General features: G+C 34.5%; 18 protein-coding genes, 1 pseudogene and 1 riboswitch. All 19 genes and pseudogenes read right to left on the bottom strand.

Annotated features, from left to right (window positions below):
* Window positions 1-52 precede the first annotated feature (52 nt).
* A pseudogene (locus I4N53_RS03025) lies at window positions 53-538 on the bottom strand (TRM11 family methyltransferase); the annotation flags it as partial.
* Complete coding sequence (locus I4N53_RS03020; protein WP_214495547.1) at window positions 526-1,449, bottom strand: type II restriction endonuclease; 924 nt, start codon at window positions 1,447-1,449, stop codon at window positions 526-528. The gene I4N53_RS03020 and the pseudogene I4N53_RS03025, both read right to left, overlap by 13 nt.
* Window positions 1,450-1,459: 10 nt before the next feature.
* Window positions 1,460-2,422, bottom strand: a complete 963-nt coding sequence (locus tag I4N53_RS03015; protein WP_214495546.1) for a Dam family site-specific DNA-(adenine-N6)-methyltransferase — start codon at window positions 2,420-2,422, stop codon at window positions 1,460-1,462.
* Window positions 2,423-2,586: 164 nt separating this feature from the next.
* Window positions 2,587-3,729: a flagellin gene (locus I4N53_RS03010; protein ID WP_214495545.1), complete on the bottom strand. Its 1,143-nt coding sequence runs from the start codon at window positions 3,727-3,729 to the stop codon at window positions 2,587-2,589.
* A 129-nt stretch (window positions 3,730-3,858) separates the two neighbouring features.
* Window positions 3,859-4,086 (bottom strand): carbon storage regulator CsrA, encoded by a 228-nt coding sequence (gene csrA / locus I4N53_RS03005; protein WP_003866883.1) that lies wholly within the window; start codon window positions 4,084-4,086, stop codon window positions 3,859-3,861.
* Entirely contained in the window at window positions 4,067-4,519 is a 453-nt protein-coding gene (gene fliW, locus I4N53_RS03000; RefSeq protein ID WP_039912830.1) for a flagellar assembly protein FliW, read from the bottom strand. Before fliW ends, csrA begins: the two co-directional genes overlap by 20 nt.
* Window positions 4,520-4,581: 62 nt before the next feature.
* Window positions 4,582-5,139, bottom strand: a complete 558-nt coding sequence (locus I4N53_RS02995) for a DUF6470 family protein (protein ID WP_214495544.1) — start codon at window positions 5,137-5,139, stop codon at window positions 4,582-4,584.
* A 4-nt stretch (window positions 5,140-5,143) separates the two neighbouring features.
* Complete coding sequence (gene flgL, locus I4N53_RS02990) at window positions 5,144-6,037, bottom strand: flagellar hook-associated protein FlgL (RefSeq protein ID WP_009051751.1); 894 nt, start codon at window positions 6,035-6,037, stop codon at window positions 5,144-5,146.
* Between the two features lie 16 nt (window positions 6,038-6,053).
* The gene (gene flgK / locus I4N53_RS02985) at window positions 6,054-7,496 is read right to left on the bottom strand and encodes a flagellar hook-associated protein FlgK (protein ID WP_009051752.1); all 1,443 of its coding nucleotides are present in this window, start codon (window positions 7,494-7,496) and stop codon (window positions 6,054-6,056) included.
* Between the two features lie 10 nt (window positions 7,497-7,506).
* Window positions 7,507-7,983, bottom strand: coding sequence for a flagellar protein FlgN (locus I4N53_RS02980; protein ID WP_003866888.1), 477 nt, complete (start codon window positions 7,981-7,983; stop codon window positions 7,507-7,509).
* A 16-nt stretch (window positions 7,984-7,999) separates the two neighbouring features.
* Window positions 8,000-8,275, bottom strand: a complete 276-nt coding sequence (locus I4N53_RS02975; RefSeq protein WP_214495543.1) for a flagellar biosynthesis anti-sigma factor FlgM — start codon at window positions 8,273-8,275, stop codon at window positions 8,000-8,002.
* 61 nt (window positions 8,276-8,336) lie between these two features.
* Window positions 8,337-8,753 carry a TIGR03826 family flagellar region protein gene (locus I4N53_RS02970; protein WP_003866890.1) on the bottom strand — a complete coding sequence of 139 codons (417 nt, stop codon included), beginning with the start codon at window positions 8,751-8,753 and terminating at the stop codon, window positions 8,337-8,339.
* A 37-nt stretch (window positions 8,754-8,790) separates the two neighbouring features.
* Window positions 8,791-9,480 (bottom strand): ComF family protein, encoded by a 690-nt coding sequence (locus I4N53_RS02965; RefSeq protein WP_214495542.1) that lies wholly within the window; start codon window positions 9,478-9,480, stop codon window positions 8,791-8,793.
* A 98-nt stretch (window positions 9,481-9,578) separates the two neighbouring features.
* A complete protein-coding gene (locus tag I4N53_RS02960; protein WP_214495541.1) occupies window positions 9,579-11,786 on the bottom strand; it encodes an ATP-dependent RecD-like DNA helicase in 2,208 nt (735 codons plus the stop codon).
* Window positions 11,787-11,985: 199 nt separating this feature from the next.
* Window positions 11,986-13,173, bottom strand: coding sequence for a methionine adenosyltransferase (gene metK / locus I4N53_RS02955; protein ID WP_214495540.1), 1,188 nt, complete (start codon window positions 13,171-13,173; stop codon window positions 11,986-11,988).
* 60 nt (window positions 13,174-13,233) lie between these two features.
* Window positions 13,234-13,338: riboswitch (SAM riboswitch) on the bottom strand.
* A gap of 133 nt (window positions 13,339-13,471) precedes the next feature.
* Entirely contained in the window at window positions 13,472-14,077 is a 606-nt protein-coding gene (gene thiF, locus I4N53_RS02950) for a sulfur carrier protein ThiS adenylyltransferase ThiF (RefSeq protein ID WP_214495539.1), read from the bottom strand.
* Between the two features lie 223 nt (window positions 14,078-14,300).
* On the bottom strand, window positions 14,301-15,203 hold the full coding sequence (locus I4N53_RS02945; RefSeq protein ID WP_214495538.1) for a TIGR00269 family protein: 903 nt from the start codon (window positions 15,201-15,203) through the stop codon (window positions 14,301-14,303).
* Window positions 15,204-15,222: 19 nt separating this feature from the next.
* Window positions 15,223-15,417, bottom strand: a complete 195-nt coding sequence (locus I4N53_RS02940; RefSeq protein WP_012994591.1) for a MoaD/ThiS family protein — start codon at window positions 15,415-15,417, stop codon at window positions 15,223-15,225.
* Window positions 15,418-15,674: 257 nt separating this feature from the next.
* Window positions 15,675-16,178: a rubrerythrin family protein gene (locus I4N53_RS02935; protein ID WP_214495537.1), complete on the bottom strand. Its 504-nt coding sequence runs from the start codon at window positions 16,176-16,178 to the stop codon at window positions 15,675-15,677.
* Between the last annotated feature and the right edge of the window lie 139 nt (window positions 16,179-16,317).

Genomic DNA, 16,317 nt, shown 5'->3' with positions numbered 1-16,317 from the left:
CATCCATACCCCATTTTCCTGCTTCATCACCTACTGAAATTTTACACTATCAAAGTTCGATAACTCCTTTTTCCAACTCATCGCAAAATTTTTTAACATCAGATATATTTGATAAGTCCCCTTCTATTCTCCCATTTGAATACTTTATAATATTTAAATAAGGTGGATGCGTTATTATTAAATCAATGCTGCTGTCGCTAATCTCTTTTAAATTTCTTACATCCCCTACCCTTACAATCTGCTCATACTTATAATCTCCATCAAAGTCTAAATTTCTTTTAGTCAGCTCTACACTATCTGGATTGATATCAAAACCTATACCTCGCCTATTTAATATTTTAGTTTCTATTAGCGTTGTACCACTCCCAACCATAGGGTCGAGTACAAAATCTCCTTCCTGGGAATATCTTAATATAACATTCCTTGGAATTTGAGGTGCAAAATTGCCTCTGTAATCTCCCTTATGCGTCTTCCATTTTCCCCTTTCAGGAAACGACCATACAGTAGTTATTTCTTTTTTAAAATCTATATCCTGCATAATATTTCCTCCAATAAACCAATACGCACAAAATGAAGATTTAACAAATAATCTATTTTCTCAAAGCCTTTATGAATTTGATTTTTCTGTCCTCTCCATCCCTCTCCGTCTGTAATCCAAATAAATTCAAATCCATTATTTTTAAGTTCATTCTGTCTTTCTATGTAGGAATCCACTATTTCTTGAGGTTTTGAACCAGTTCCTGAATAAAAATTCACTTCGATATTGATAACTTTTTTATTGTCTTTGATTAAAATAAAATCAGCTTTTCTGTTTTTAATTGAAGAGTTAACCTCTATACCATAATTAGTTTCCAAATATTCGAAATTTTTCTGAAATAAAACTCTTTCAAATCCTTTTTCCTTTGTTACTATATCTTCAATAATTGGCTTTAATAATAATTCCATTGCATCTCCACTTCTATTTTTCCTCGCATGGGTATCCATGCCTACTTCCACACCTATTACGTAATCTTGTACGCTTTTCGTACCCATTTCCAGAAAAAATCTCTTTAAGCCTGTCTTATCAAAAAATTCTATAATATTATCAATCTCTTCTGATGTAAGAGTTCTAGTGTTAAAGTCATAAGTCATAATATCCAAGTTTTTATCCGTAAAATTTCGGATTACTTTAAAATTAAGGTCTCGTATTGCTAATAAAATCGGTATAACAGGAAGCACTCGAGGATAATTTAATAAAATTTTTCTTAACTCATTATCAAACTGATTACTTCCTATTAAACTATTTAAAATATTAAATTCTATTTTATGTTCTTCAACGTGTTTTCTTACTTTGTCCCAATCAACAAAAAAGTCATAACTTCTATTTGTATCCACAAGTGTATCATGAAATTTTTCTATTACACTTTCCTCATTTTCTACATTTAAGAATTCAATATATAATTCCTTCATTTTAAGCCCCCTACTCATAATTCCTTATTATCAATTCACTTATATCTCCTCGTTTATTCCCATTACTGTTAATATATCTTTTTGCTTTTACCCTTTCAATAATAAACCCCGCATACAATTCATCAAAAAAATTGTCATCTACATCTTCATTCTTGGGGTCCGAATTGCTAAGTATAAGATATGCGCCTCTTTTATCCATTTCTTTAAAAAACTGAGCTAACCGCCTCTGGTCATCATCATCAAACCCGTCCTCATTATAACTTGTAAAATTCGAAGTATTGTTTAAAGGACGATAAGGAGGATCGAGATAAACCAAAGTGTTTTTATGTATATACTTGTTGCTTTCTTCAAAATCTGCACAAATGACCTCTGTATTCTCTAACGCTTTACTTACTTCGATTAAATTGTCAGCATCACAAATAGTAGGGTTTTTATATTTCCCAAACGGTACATTGAATTCACCTTTTTTATTTAAACGATATAATCCATTAAAACACGTCTTGTTTAAAAAAATCAAGTACGCTGCTCTTTTTACCCAGTCCAAATTGTAATTTACATAATCAAAATTGTCCTTTTGTCTATTATACTCATCTCTAATGTTATAGTAAAAATCTTTCCTTTGTTCCTCTGATAATTTTAGATATTTCTCTTCCATGCTACTTAACTCATCAATTAATTCATTCACATTATTTTGAATTACTTTATAACCTATTATTAATTCTTTATTTATATCGATTAAAAACGATTCTTTAACCCTGAAATTTCTTTTTAAAAAGAAAAAAAATGCTCCACCGCCTACAAAAGGCTCAACATATCTCTCTATTTTACCACTTTGAATTAAAGAGGATGGCAACCTCTTACATAACTCATCTAATAACTGTGTTTTTCCTCCTGCCCATTTTAAAAAAGGCTTAGCATTATTTAAAATGCTTAATAATTTGTCTGAAGTCTCTATCAAATTCAGTGCTTGCACTTTCTCATCACTTCCTCTTAAGCTTGTCTCTTAAAATAATTATATCATCAATTGCTAAAGTGAAAAAGTTTTGTTCGTAAAAAATAAAAGAGAGGACTCCCCTCTTCTTAGTAGCTATTAATACCAATTATACTAAAAAAGGGAGGCAAAACCTCCCTTTAGTCTTATCTGAGTAATTGCAATATTGTCTGAGGCAATTGATTTGCTTGCGCTAACATTGCGGTCGCTGCTTGGTTGAGTATATTGTTCTTTGTGAATTCCATCATTTCTTTTGCCATGTCTACATCTCTAATACGTGATTCTGCTGCGGTGAGGTTTTCGGAGGCTACAGACAAGTTGTTTATGGTGTGCTCTAGACGGTTTTGAACAGCACCCAACTTGGAACGCTCAGACGACACTCTATCTAATGCCGTCTGAATTTTGGTAATCGCGCTGCTAGCATCGTCCTGGTCCATAATACTTATACCTTTGCCCTTTTCAAGAACATTAATTGAGATGGTACCTGCCTCGGTCGCTACCGCAGTAGTAGTATCTGTATCAGAGATATCAATCGTCAAATCAACCTGAGTTGTACCATCCACCAAGTAATTTGCATCTGTGATGCTCAACGTAACAGAGGTGCCAGCGTCTGCCAAAGTAGCCGTTGCCACGGTGTTACCGGCTTCATCTTTTAGAGTTACCGTACCATCAGCCGCAACCTCAACCGTATAGGCACCGCCCTTTAGGTTGTCAAGGTTGGTCGCGGTAACCTGGGTTGCGTTGGTGCCCGTAATCTCATACGTCATCACCGCGCTCGTGGCTACAACATCAAGGGCTTCTGCGCGCATATCGCTAATCTCAAGGGTCAAGTTTTGTCCCTCGTTTGCACCTATATGAAATACACCAGTAAAGCTTCCATCTAACAGCTTCATCGTGTTAAATTCAGTGTTGTTGCCAATTCGTGTAATTTCCTCGACCAGCTGGTTGACTTCTTTTTGCAGTTCAAAGCGGTCTTTATTCGTATTCGTGTCGTTCGCTGCTTGCACTGCCAGTTCACGTATACGCTGTAAAATAGCGTGGGTTTCGTTTAGAGCACCCTCAGCTGTTTGGATCAAGGAAATACCATCTTGAGCGTTTCTTTGAGCTTTTTCTAAACCCCTAATCTGTGCTCTCATTTTTTCTGAGATTGCAAGACCTGCTGCATCATCAGCTGCTCTGTTGATTCTGTAACCTGACGAAAGTTTCTCTAATGATTTTTGTGTGTTTGTAGTGTTAATTGAAAGTGCTCTCCATGCGTTTAACGCACTTAAGTTGTGGTTGATAATCATTTTACCTTCCTCCTTGAACTTTTTTATTTGGCATCCCTGCCATGGTTTTAAAAGGTTTTAAGACTCACAGTTGGCCAACTGTTTCATCTTTTGTTTTCACTATATATATCGAGATATTTTTGATTTACTTTAGCGTTTTTTAATAAAATTTTCTAATTGGCTCAAAACCTCTTTGTTTACAGATGCAGCTTTTAAGTTTTCGTCTTTGATTTCTATAAGCTCTTTTCTTAAAACAGATATACTTTTGGGCGCAGTAACCCCCAATTTTATTTGGCCATCAACAATTTCTAATATTTTAATTTCTACATTTTCCCCTATAATTATTGCTTGACCTACTTTACGCGTTAGAATAAGCATTTTTAAGTTCCTCCAATATTGGATGCTTTATTAAGTATTCATCATTGTCAAGAATAACTTGTTTGCCTTTATTATTTTTAGCATTTATAATTATAGGGGCTTTCAGGTTTGCTGTCATTTTTTCTATTTCATCGGGGATTACTACAATTACGTATATGAGAAGGTGGTTCACATCCTCTATTTGAAGAGCTTGTATTAATTCTTCATCAATTTCAAGGGTATAATTAGGCTTAAAAACTCTAGGGTCAATAACTACAAAAGCTATATCTGTATTATCAATTGCTTGAAGCCATTTAAAAGGCATGTTTTCTTCGTTGTCAGTAATTATTAAAAAATTGTGCAAGTTTTCAAAGCCCGGTATTCCTTCTTCAAAGTAAATGACGTCATCAGGATTGTATTCTATTATGCCAAAGTTTTTTGTATTTATTTGCATAATCAGTTCCTCACTTTCATATTCGGGTTTTATAGGTATTACCATAAGGAAAACAATAAAAGCTAAACCGTTTTATCAAAATTGTTTCCCACATATTCTATTTTTATTGAAGGATATTGTCTCATGTAAATGTTTATATGGCCTGGTATTGCGGATATTTGAGGTTTATGTGGTATTGCTTTTATTTCTGCACCGCCTAATTCCCAATTTATGTTTAAATATCCCTCAAACCATATTTTAGGTCTTGATTTTGGCATGAGGTCAATTGTAAATGTAACCTCATGCTCCATCGCTTTTTTAGCTAACTCTGCAATAGCATTTTGATGGTTTTCTATAGAGGCAAGAAAACGCCCCTCTTCAGCAATTTTACCTATTGCTTCAAGAGCTATTTGTTTGCTCATCTGGGCTTCATCATGGACAAGGTCAAAAATACTTTTAAGCCCTGATTCATAAAAACACTGATATTGGTCTATATATACTTGAGGAAGTTTTTGGTCTATTTCCATTTTTGCAGGTATTTGTTTTATTTCAAGGTCTGCTTTTGGGCTTTGTATAGAAATTTGGGCAGGAGTAGTGTCTATACCTATCCTGCCAAAAGTTTGATTTATTACTATATTCATATTATCACCTTAAAAAGTCTATAAGACTAGGTTGCATAATACGAGCTCCCGCAGCTAGTGATGCTCTATACACATTTTCATCCATTTTGAGATTTGTAATAACTTGTGCCAAATCTGCATCCTCACTTTTTGAAAGAAGCGCTGTGAAATTGTAGTTATCATCTTGGAGCCTATTTTGTATAAGGTCAATTCTGTTTGATTTTGCACCTACTTCTGCTCTTACTGCCAATACATTTTCCATCTGTTTATCCACATCAACTATTAAATTGCTTACAGCCTGATGGTCTCCTGAGTCTAAAGCGCTTTTTAGATTATCCATCATAACAAGAAGTTGAGAAGTTCCTGTCAAATCTACATCAAAAACTTTATCTCCCGGTACATTTACAGCTATTTTATTTCCCCCTGCTCCTACTTCAAACTCTATTAGGCCATTATCACCATTATAAGAATTGTTATCCTCACTGAAAGGCTGTGTGGTTGTTTTAAAGCCTGCAAATATATACCTTCCATTGTATTGGGTATTCCCTACTTGTATCATTTGCGCTTTTAACTGCTCTATCTCGTTAGCCATTTTTTGCATATCAGCCTGCGTCAAAGTTCCATTCGCACCCTGGACGGCTAATTCTCTTGTTCGCTGCAATAGGTCACCCAATTGATTTAAAGCAGAATCAGTAATGTCTAACCACGATTTTGCATAATCAGCATTTTTGGTATAAGCGTCGTTTCTTGCCATATCTGTCCTAATCCGCAAGCTGGTAGCTACGGCAACTGGATCATCAGAAGGCCTTGATATTTTTTTGCCTGTAGATAACATGTTTTGATTTTTTTGTAATTTTTCAAGGTTATTGTGGTAATTGTTCAAAAAATTTGTCACAAGCATACCATCAGTAACTCTCACTTTTTACACCCGCCTTTTATCTTCCTACAATACCCATTCTATTTATAAGAGTATCTAAAAGTTCATCAATGGCTGTTATCACTCTTGCAGAAGCAGCATAGGATTTTTGATACTTTAACATGTTTGTCATCTCTTCGTCTAAAGATACACCAGATACCGATTGTCTGTTTAAATCAATTTGTTTTACCATGAATTCCTGATTTTTTTGCATTAAATTTGCTTGCTGTGCATCCACTCCAAGATTTGATATTAAAGACCTTGCAAAGTCATCAAATGTGGCTCCATTCAGCACTGCATTGCCTTGATCCCTTAAAGCAATAAGCTTTAATGCATTTGTGTTATCGCCCGGAAGAGTAGCCGTACTTGATGCAGCAGCTATTTTCTCAAGTCCATCTGCTGCAAGAATATCTGAACTTACTTTAATTAACTTCGCATATTGAACTGTGGAATCATATGGAGTAGTAAAATCAGTGAAAAGCGGAATTCCTGTAGAACCGTCAAGGCCATAACCTGCTTTATGTACTTCATTTATCGCTTGTGCTATACTATATGCTAATTTATTCCATTCATTTATATAATAGGGTACTCCTTTTATCCCGTTGGTGCCATCTCCATCTCTCATATCGAGTAAGCCTTTTAATATACCACTTGAAGGGTTTACAGGTGCCCCTGTTAAATCCCATACCACAGCACCTGTATTATTTAGACTCATCGTAAATGCAGTTGACCCATCTACCAAAGCTTGTCCCGCTATATCGATTCTGAAATTTCTATTGGAGTCTTCATATGTAGTGATATTGACAAGTTTAGAAAGTTGATCAACAAGAAGATTTCTCTGGTCTCTTAAGTCATTTGCTGTTTGTCCGGTAAGTTCGAATCTATATATTTCATTATTTAATTTACTTATTCTCTCAGCATAAGAATTTATCTCTGCAATTCTACTTTGTATGGTAGAATTTAATTCATTCAATTTATCATAAAGGTGCTGATATACAGTATTAAAAGTATCAGCAAGAGCAATAGCTCTTTCTCTAACTTCTGCTCTTACCGTCAAACTTTCTGGATTCTTGGATAACTCTTGAAGGGAATTAAAAAAGTCATTAAGCACTGTGTTTATTCCGCTATCCGAAGGTTCGTTAAATATATCCTCAACAGCAGCTAAAACTTGCGCTTTTGTTTCCCATTCACCCAAAAATTTATTTTCCCTTCTGAATTGGTTGTCTAAAAATTGGTCGCGGATTTGCCTTATATCCTGTATTTTTACGCCTTCTCCTATGGCTTTTCCCCATTGGTCATACATACCAAAAGTAGTGGGTGGTGCAATTGAGGCCATATCTACTACTTGACGAGTATACCCAGGGGTATTAGCATTAGCAATATTGTGTCCAGTAACATCCAAAGCCTTTTGGCTTACAAACAATCCTGTCTTTGCTATTTCTAATCCTTGAAAAGTAGACATCTTCATCCCCCTATGCCTTTTTGTCAATTAGGCTGGTGTATTTTTTTATATTGCCATTATTCCCATAAACACCATCATCACTTTCTAAGGCACTTGATATTGTTTGAATAGAATAATTTACATATTCTAACGCTTGTTCAATTAAAGCAGCATTTAATTTGTTTCTTTCTTCAAGTTCTTTTAAAATATTAGTCAGATTATATTTGATATCTTTTAGGTTTTCTGCTTCTTCTGAAGAAATTGATTCTATCAAGTCGGTTATTGTCATTTTGCCTTCTATATCAATCTTCTCCAATATATCCTCTCTTTGTTCTTCTAATTCCATTAGTTTTTTTATAAGTTGCTTCTCTATTTGCACTATTTCATCTAATTCTTTTATTTTTCCCGCAATTATAATATCAGTTTTTTTTATTGCTAAGTCTAATAAAACTTTGTAAATTTCTGTTTCTCCCCTTAATACATCTACAAGCTTTTGGCTATTAGCCATTGCCAGCACACCCTTTTTAAATTTTTTTATTCAACAATATTCCCTTAAGAATAGCATCCGCCACATCTTCAGCTTTTACATTGTAAGTTCCTGCATTAAGCATTGCCTTTATGTTTTCAATCTTTTGATTCTTTATCTTTTCAAATTCATTTGAACTTTGTGCAAGTTTAATTGCTTCTTCTGATATCTCAACTTTATCCTTTATCTCCGCTTTCTTGCTAGCAACTTTTTCTACTGCATCTACTCGATAAACTGACATTATTTTTTCAATGTTGTTGTTATAAATTTTCATTTTTAACACCCCCGTACTACTACTAATATCGACTTAATAATTTAAAAGTTTAATATAAAAATCATTTTTTCTTTTTTTGATTCTCATAAACGTACAGTCTTTCTCCTGTTTGTTTTTCTTCTTCTTTGTCATCGGATTGAATCGAATAGCCTTTCATTAATTCCTTAGCTAATTTGGTTTTGCACTCGTCACAAAACCTACCTGTAAGTATTGGTTTACCACATCTTTCGCACCTAAGACCTATATTGACGTTATTAGAGGTTAAAATAAGCCTGCCTTCCTTTAAAAAATCCATTATTTTCTTTGTAGAAACCTGTGTGTTTTGAGATATTTCCAGCATGGTAGCAGAGGGATGTGTATCTAAATAATCCCTCACTTTCATAAAATCTTCTTCATCCTGTCTATAGCACACTGGACATAGGTCAATTCCTGTATACGTGTAAAGCCTTCCGCACCGTTTACAATTTCTTATTTCCATTTCCTTTCATCCCCTTTTTGATACTTCAAACTCCCCATCACATATTTTTGCCAGTTGCTATAGTAGCCACATATACATCTTTTGCCCCATTTTCTTTTAAGACTTTGGCACACTCATCCAAAGTTGCACCCGTTGTCAATACATCATCTACTAGTAACACATTTCTCCCAATGATTGTATCTTTGTAAGTTACTTTAAAAGCTCCCTTTACGTTTTCCATCCTTTCCTCTTTGTGCAAAGCTGTCTGAGTTGTTGTATTTCGCACTCTTCTTAAAGCCTTAGACATAAAAATATTCAACCGATAAGAAAGTTCTCTTGCCAAAAGTTCTGACTGATTATAACCTCTTTCATCAAGTCTAACTTTGTGAAGAGGGACAGGTACTATAACATCTATAGGCCAGTTCATTTTTTTAACTGCATCAGCCATATAGTCTGCAAAAAAAGGTGCTAATTCTCTCTTTTTGAAATATTTAAACTGCCCTATTAAGTCTTTTACAACACCATCGTATTCAAAAGGACTTATATTTTGTTTAAATTCATGTCCATGTTCTAAACAATCAAGGCATGTTCCTTCATAGTCTATTGGCTTACCACATATATTACACCTATCGTCCTCAATAAATTTTAATGCGGTTTTGCATTTGTCACATAAATACCCCGTTTTTATAGCAGCTTTACAAATAATACAGGTTGTTTTTGGTGGAAATAAAAGGTCTAAAAAAATCATCTTTATTGCCCCTTACCGCAATTGCTTTTCTTTTATTTTTTATATCGACATTATTAAATTAAAATTAATTAAAAAATTATCATTTTACAGTAAATTTTCTAGTTTACATACAAAAGCGTTTTTTTAAGTCTTGAAAGAAGCCCTGAATATCTTTTTGAAATTCTATTGTTGTCAATCATAAATTTCAAATATTTCTCTTGCCCTACCAAAATAACCAATTTCCTTGCCCTTGTAACAGCAGTATACAAAAGATTTCTTGTAAGTAACATAGGGGGGCCATAAGTAATTGGCATTATGACAACAGGAAATTCACTGCCTTGGCTTTTGTGGACTGTTATGGCATAAGACAAATTTAGTTCGTCCAAATCAGAAAAGTCATAAGTAACAAATTTTTCGTCATCAAAATACACAGTCAATTCCTGTAATTCTTCGTCTATTGATTGAATTATTCCTATATCTCCGTTAAACACTCCTTCCCCTTCTTCATCGCCTTTTTTCCATTTTATCTTGTAGTTATTTTTTATCTGCATCACTTTATCCCCCACCCTGAAGACAAATTCCTTCATTGTTTTTTCTGGTTTAGTTTTGTCGTGGGGATTTAATGCTTTTTGCAGTTCTAAATTTAAATTATGAACACCAATTATCCCTTTTCTCATAGGAGTGAGTACTTGAATATCATTAATAGGATGAAACCCATAAGCTTTAGGAAGTCGGTTTATGACAAGCTCCAATATAGTCTTTAATATATCCTCTTGTGTGTTGGCATTTATAAAAAAGAAATCACTATTTTTATCGTTATAGGTTGGATATTCTCCATTATTTATCTTGTGAGCATTTACTACTATCAAACTTTGCTTTTGCTGTCTAAAAATTTCTTTTAAACGTATCACTTTTACTATTCCACTGTCTATTATATCTCTTAGGACATTTCCGGCTCCAACAGATGGAAGCTGATCAGCATCCCCTACTAAAATCAGTTTTGCCCCTATAGGTAGGGCTTTTAATAAAGCATTCATAAGCAATATATCTACCATTGAAGCTTCGTCAACTATTATAACGTCGTATTTTAATGGGTCTTTTTCATTTTTGTTAAAGCCCTTCCCTTCTTCCTCCGAATAAGTATATTCTAAAAGCCTATGAATAGTCTTCGCCTCTTTTCCAGTAGCTTCCGTTATCCTTTTTGCGGCTCTTCCTGTTGGGGCTGCAAGAGCCACTTTTTTACCAGCTTTTTCAAAAATACGTATTATACAATTTATTATCGTAGTCTTTCCTGTGCCTGGTCCTCCCGTTATGACAACAACAGAATTTTTAACAGCTTCTTCTACAGCCAATTTTTGATTTTCTGCTAACAAAATACCTGTTTCTTTTTCAAAATTTCTAATTTCTTTTTGGACATCTATGCCTAAATCTTCATTTTCCATTAGTGTCATGTTAAACAATCTCTCTGCTGTGTGTAATTCAGCTATATAGTAAGGTATATAGTAAATTCCTACAGTATCATCTTCAAAAGTTTCAATATGTATTTTTTCATTTTGTACTAAAAGCACAAAAGAATCCTCTACTTCTTCTTCGCTCACTTCTAACAAACTTGCTGCTTCTTTTTTTAACAATTCTTTCGGCACATAGGTGTGACCATTTGCCGCATACTGCATCAAAACATATCGAGTACCAGAAGATATGCGATATAGAGAATGAGGGTCAACTCCTAGGCTCTCTGCTATTTTGTCTGCAGTTTTAAATCCTATTCCAAATATATCGTCAGCCAATCTGTAAGGGTTTTGCTTAATAATTTCAATCGCGTTGTTTCCGTATTCTTTATAAATCTTTATAGCCATTGCAGTAGAAATACCGTACCCCTGCAAAAACACCATCACTTCTTTTACGCCCTTTTGCATTTCATAAGCTTCACAAATTCTTTTTATCTTCTCATCGCTTAGACCTTTTATTTCTTTTAATCTTTCTGGTGCAGTTTCAATTATATTTAAAGAATCAACGCCAAATTTTTTTACAATTTTTCTTGCTGTAACAGGCCCTATTCCAGGAATTAAGCCAGAAGATAAAAACTTTTCTATTCCTTCCAAAGTGGTAGGAGCCAAAGTTTGATAATTTAAAACCTTAATTTGCTCACCGTAATCAGGATGTTCTATCCATTCACCTTCAATTTTAATTCTCTCTCCAATGTTTACAAAAGGCATATAACCTACAGCAGTGACTACTAAACCTTGGGTACTTAATTCTAAAACCGTATAACCATTTTGTTCATTTCTAAAAATTATTTCTTCAACTACACCCTCTATGTCAATCATAGCCGATTCTCCTGTTTTAATTCTTTTCTTTATTTAATTTTACCTTATATTTAAAGCAAATTAAAGCCAATTCATTTCTTTTTTTCAATTTTTGTGGTATAATTAAGGTAGCGAAGCGTTTACAAAACATAAATTCTATGGCATTTAAAAAAGATATATAAAAAATGCCAGAAGCCCGGGTTTACCCGGGCTTTCAAATTTACATTCCTGCCAATTTTCTTAATATATCTACTTTGTCTGTTTTCTCCCATGGGAGGTCTAAGTCGTGTCTTCCAAAGTGGCCATAAGCTGCAACTTGTCTATAAATAGGTCTTCTTAAATCTAAATCCCTAATTATAGCTGCAGGTCTTAAATCAAAAACTTGTTTTACAATTTCCGAAATCTTTTCATCTGATATTTTACCTGTGCCAAAAGTATCAATACCTATTTCAAGAGGTGTAGCAACACCTATCGCATAAGCTAATTGCACTTCACACTTCTTAGCAAGTCCTGCTGCCACAATATTTTTTGCCACATATCTTGCAGCATAACTTGCAGATCTATCAACTTTTGTAGGGTCTTTACCAGAAAAAGCTCCGCCCCCGTGCCTTGCATATCCGCCATAGGTGTCTACAATAATTTTTCTTCCTGTAAGTCCGCTATCACCTTGAGGTCCACCAATTACAAACCTTCCTGTGGGATTTACAAAAATTTTAGTCTTATCATCTATCATATTTTCAGGAATTATAGGTTTTATTACATGTTCAATAATATCTCTTTCAATAGTATCGTGATCAATCTCAGGTGCATGTTGAGCTGATACTACAACAGAATCTACCCTCACAGGCCTGTCATCTTCATACTCTACTGTTACTTGTGTTTTACCATCTGGTCTTAAATAGCTTAATGTCCCGTTCTTTCTAACTTCGGCAAGTCTTCTCGCAAGCTTGTGAGCCAGCATTATAGGCATAGGCATAAGTTCTTCTGTTTCATCACAAGCAAAGCCAAACATTAAACCTTGATCTCCAGCACCAATAGCTTCAATTTCTGAATCTGAAAGTTCTCCTCTTTTAGCCTCTAAGGCCTTGTCCACACCAAGGGCAATATCCGGAGATTGCTCATCAATAGAAGTGATAACTGCACAAGTATCAGCGTCAAAGCCGTATTTTGCTCTTGTGTAACCGATCTCTTCTATTACCTTTCTTACTACTTTCGGTATATCTACATAACATTCTGTGGTAATCTCACCCATTACTAAAACTAAGCCAGTAGTTACAGCAGTTTCACAAGCAACTCTGGCATACGGATCTTTTTTCAAAATTTCGTCTAATATTGCGTCCGAAATCTGGTCGCAAATTTTATCAGGATGCCCCTCAGTAACCGATTCAGATGTAAACAGTTTACGCATTTTATCTCTTTATTCCTCCTTAAAAGCAAAATAAAACCCCTTCCAAAAGAAGAGGCAAAACCCTCATCTTTCAGAAGCATGCTTCTGAGAGAATTAGCACCTTGTCCTATAGGACAGGTTGCTGGGTTTCATCGGGCTCTTTCCCTCCACCTCTCTTGATAAGAGCGTGTTATTAAATTTTCTGATGTCTACTATAACACACTTTATCTATTATGTCAAATATTTTTATAATAAAGGTGTCAAAAATCTATAGCATGTTAGGTTAGTTTTTCTCAGAAATAAAATTCTTGACAATATTTTATTCAAGCTCACTCACTATCCTTAATACTTCATCTGCCTGCATTGCAGCAACCGCTATGACCTTGGGTGCAAAAGGTTTTTTGTCATTAATTGATGTCACAAAATCGCCTATAATTGCAAAGTCCTTGCCACGCTTTATTTTAATATTTTCGCAGTCGCCAAACCCCGCAACCCCTGAGGCTAAAACCACTTTCTTACTATGCTCATGTGCTTTTCGAAAAATCAGTGTTTTTGTAAGCTCATTGTCAACAGCTTCAACAATTATATCATGTTGTAAGATTAGCTCATCTAGGTTCGATTCATCAATCTTTATGTTTTTAGCTTTTACATTCACAGATGGGTTTATTTTAGAAAGAATATCTTTAAGTGCTGACACCTTTTCTTCTCCCACTTGATAGAAAAAGTAGTTTTGCCTGTTGAGGTTTAAAATGTCTACCTTGTCAAAATCAACTATTGTGAGGTTTTTAATACCGCTTCTTACAAGCATTACTGCAATATTTGAACCAAGCCCACCACAACCAATGATAAGAATTTTCACTTTTGAAAGTTTTTCAAGCATTTTTTCATCAAAATAGTTTTTAAGCATCATGTCAAATAAGTTCATGCATTTTCACACCCCTTACCCAGTTTGTAACTTCAACTGTGAGTCCTTAAAATCTAATCGCAACTTTGGCAGACTTTAATCAAAAATCAATTCTGCCAACTTTCAGTGTGAAATTCTAAAAATTGTAAAAAATCTGTGGTATCTTTCTTTGGGCGCTTGCATGGGAAAAGGGCTGGACTTTTCGGATTTTTAAAGCTACCAGCCCTTTTTGATTCTAAGTCTACTATTGCTGGTTACAAATTCTCACAAATCTACAAAATGAGCACTCCTCAGTTGTTGTGACCTGACCGCAATTTTTACATTCTTTTAGCTCAAGCCTTTCTCTAACGTCCTGAAAATGCTTTTTGCCCTTTTCAAGGAAGCCACTTAAAAACCTTTGTTTTGTGCCAGGGCTTTCCTCTTCAAGTTTGTTTAGCACTTCTTTATAGAGAATTGAACGTGCCCCAACAGAATGAGGACACTCTTCATGCAAAAATTCAATCTTATTCAAAAGCACATAGTACATGTTTTCTCTCTCTGTTAAAGTATAAAGCGGCTTTACTTTCTTTATAAGTTTTGGATGAGTTTGAGGTAGCACTGGCCCTTGTCTTGCAAGGTACCCTTCTTCCCAGTTCAAGACATTGCCAAAAAGTGTTGCCGCCTCGTCGTCCAAATTGTGACCTGTTGCAACAGCTGAAAAACCTCCGTCATATGCCACTTTGTTGAACAAATATCTTTTAATTGACCCGCATACAGAGCAAGGGCTCCGTCTCAAAGTTTTTGAAAGCTTATATATATCAAGCCCAAACTCTTTTTTGATGTCTTTTACAATAAGTGGAAGGTTATTCTCCTTTGCAAATTTCTCAACAACCTCTTGCGACCTGTTTGAATATTCTCCAATTCCAAGATTTATATACATCGCAACCACATTGTAGCCTTCCTTAACTAAAATGTCCCAAAGAGCCATGCTGTCTTTACCACCAGAGACTACTGCTAAAACCTTTTCGCCTTTTTCAAACATCCTATTTTTTCGGATGTTTTTTAAAACTTGATTCTTGTAATAATGTAAAAAGCAATCAGCACAAAAAGCTGCATTATGTCTCCTTAGAACAATAACAGCCTTTTTTTTGCATCTTACACACTTCAATTATCAAATCCCCTTTCTATTAACCACCAGAGATTACTGATATTACTTCCACTGTATCCTCATCTTGAAGAATTTCATCTGGAGTAACAATCTCTCCATTTTTGACAAAAACATGTGACTCTAAGCTTATATTCAACTCTTTTGCAAGCTTTTCTACACTTTTTGCCCCTTTTATGGTAACTTGATTATTTTTCCCAACAAATATTATTGTCATTTTCAAAACCCCCTATAAAAAACTAATACTAAAAAGCAAATTAAAGCAAATTACAGTATTATTTATAACATACTTCGATTATGCCATCAAGATTTTTTAAAATAATGAGGGCTGCTGCATTTCTCTCTAGTGAAAATGAAGCAGAACCTTGAAGTTTCCATCTAAAAATTAGGTTAAAACTTGGTGTTGACTTTTATTTTCCTTGGTCTTATTATAAATTAGCATCTAAAAAAAGAGCATGCAAAAAGCACGCTCTTTTAGAATTCCACAAATTTCTCTTTTGGCACGCCGCAAATAGGGCACTTTTCAGGTAACACATCAACTGTTGTATAACCACATACAGGACATATGTAAACTTTTGATATTTTAATGTCTTCTCCTTTTAAGGCAGCTTCTTTTGCCTCAGTATACAATTTTGCGTGTATTTTTTCTGCTTCTATAGCATAATGGATGCTTTTTTTAGCACCAGCCTCTTCCTGCAGCTCTGCAACAGCGTTATAAGCAGGATACATTTCTTCTACTTCAAATGTTTCGCCTTCTATAGCTTTTTCAAGATTTTCAACAGTATTTCCAACTTCTCCAAGAGTCTTGTAATGATTTGTAGCATGTACCAATTCAGCATAAGAAATAGCTCTGAAAAGTCTTGCAATATTAGGTTTTCCTTCTTTTTCGGCCACATCCGCAAAAATTTGATACCTCATGTGGGCTTGGCTTTCACCAGCATAGGCTTCTCCAAGATTATGTTTTGTCATTTCTCTCATAAAAGGCTCCTCCTTCATTAAATTTTTATTAATAAATAATAATTTTCTCTTTCAAATAATATTATACTACATTTTTTTACCATGTCAAGACATTTAAAGGAGAAAATAAAAAAAAAAGACCTTTCGGTCTTCTTTTTCC

This window comes from Thermoanaerobacter sp. CM-CNRG TB177, from assembly GCF_018588165.1.
GTDB classification, from domain to species: domain Bacteria; phylum Bacillota; class Thermoanaerobacteria; order Thermoanaerobacterales; family Thermoanaerobacteraceae; genus Thermoanaerobacter; species Thermoanaerobacter thermocopriae.
This window is presented reverse-complemented; position numbering and strand designations above follow the sequence as displayed.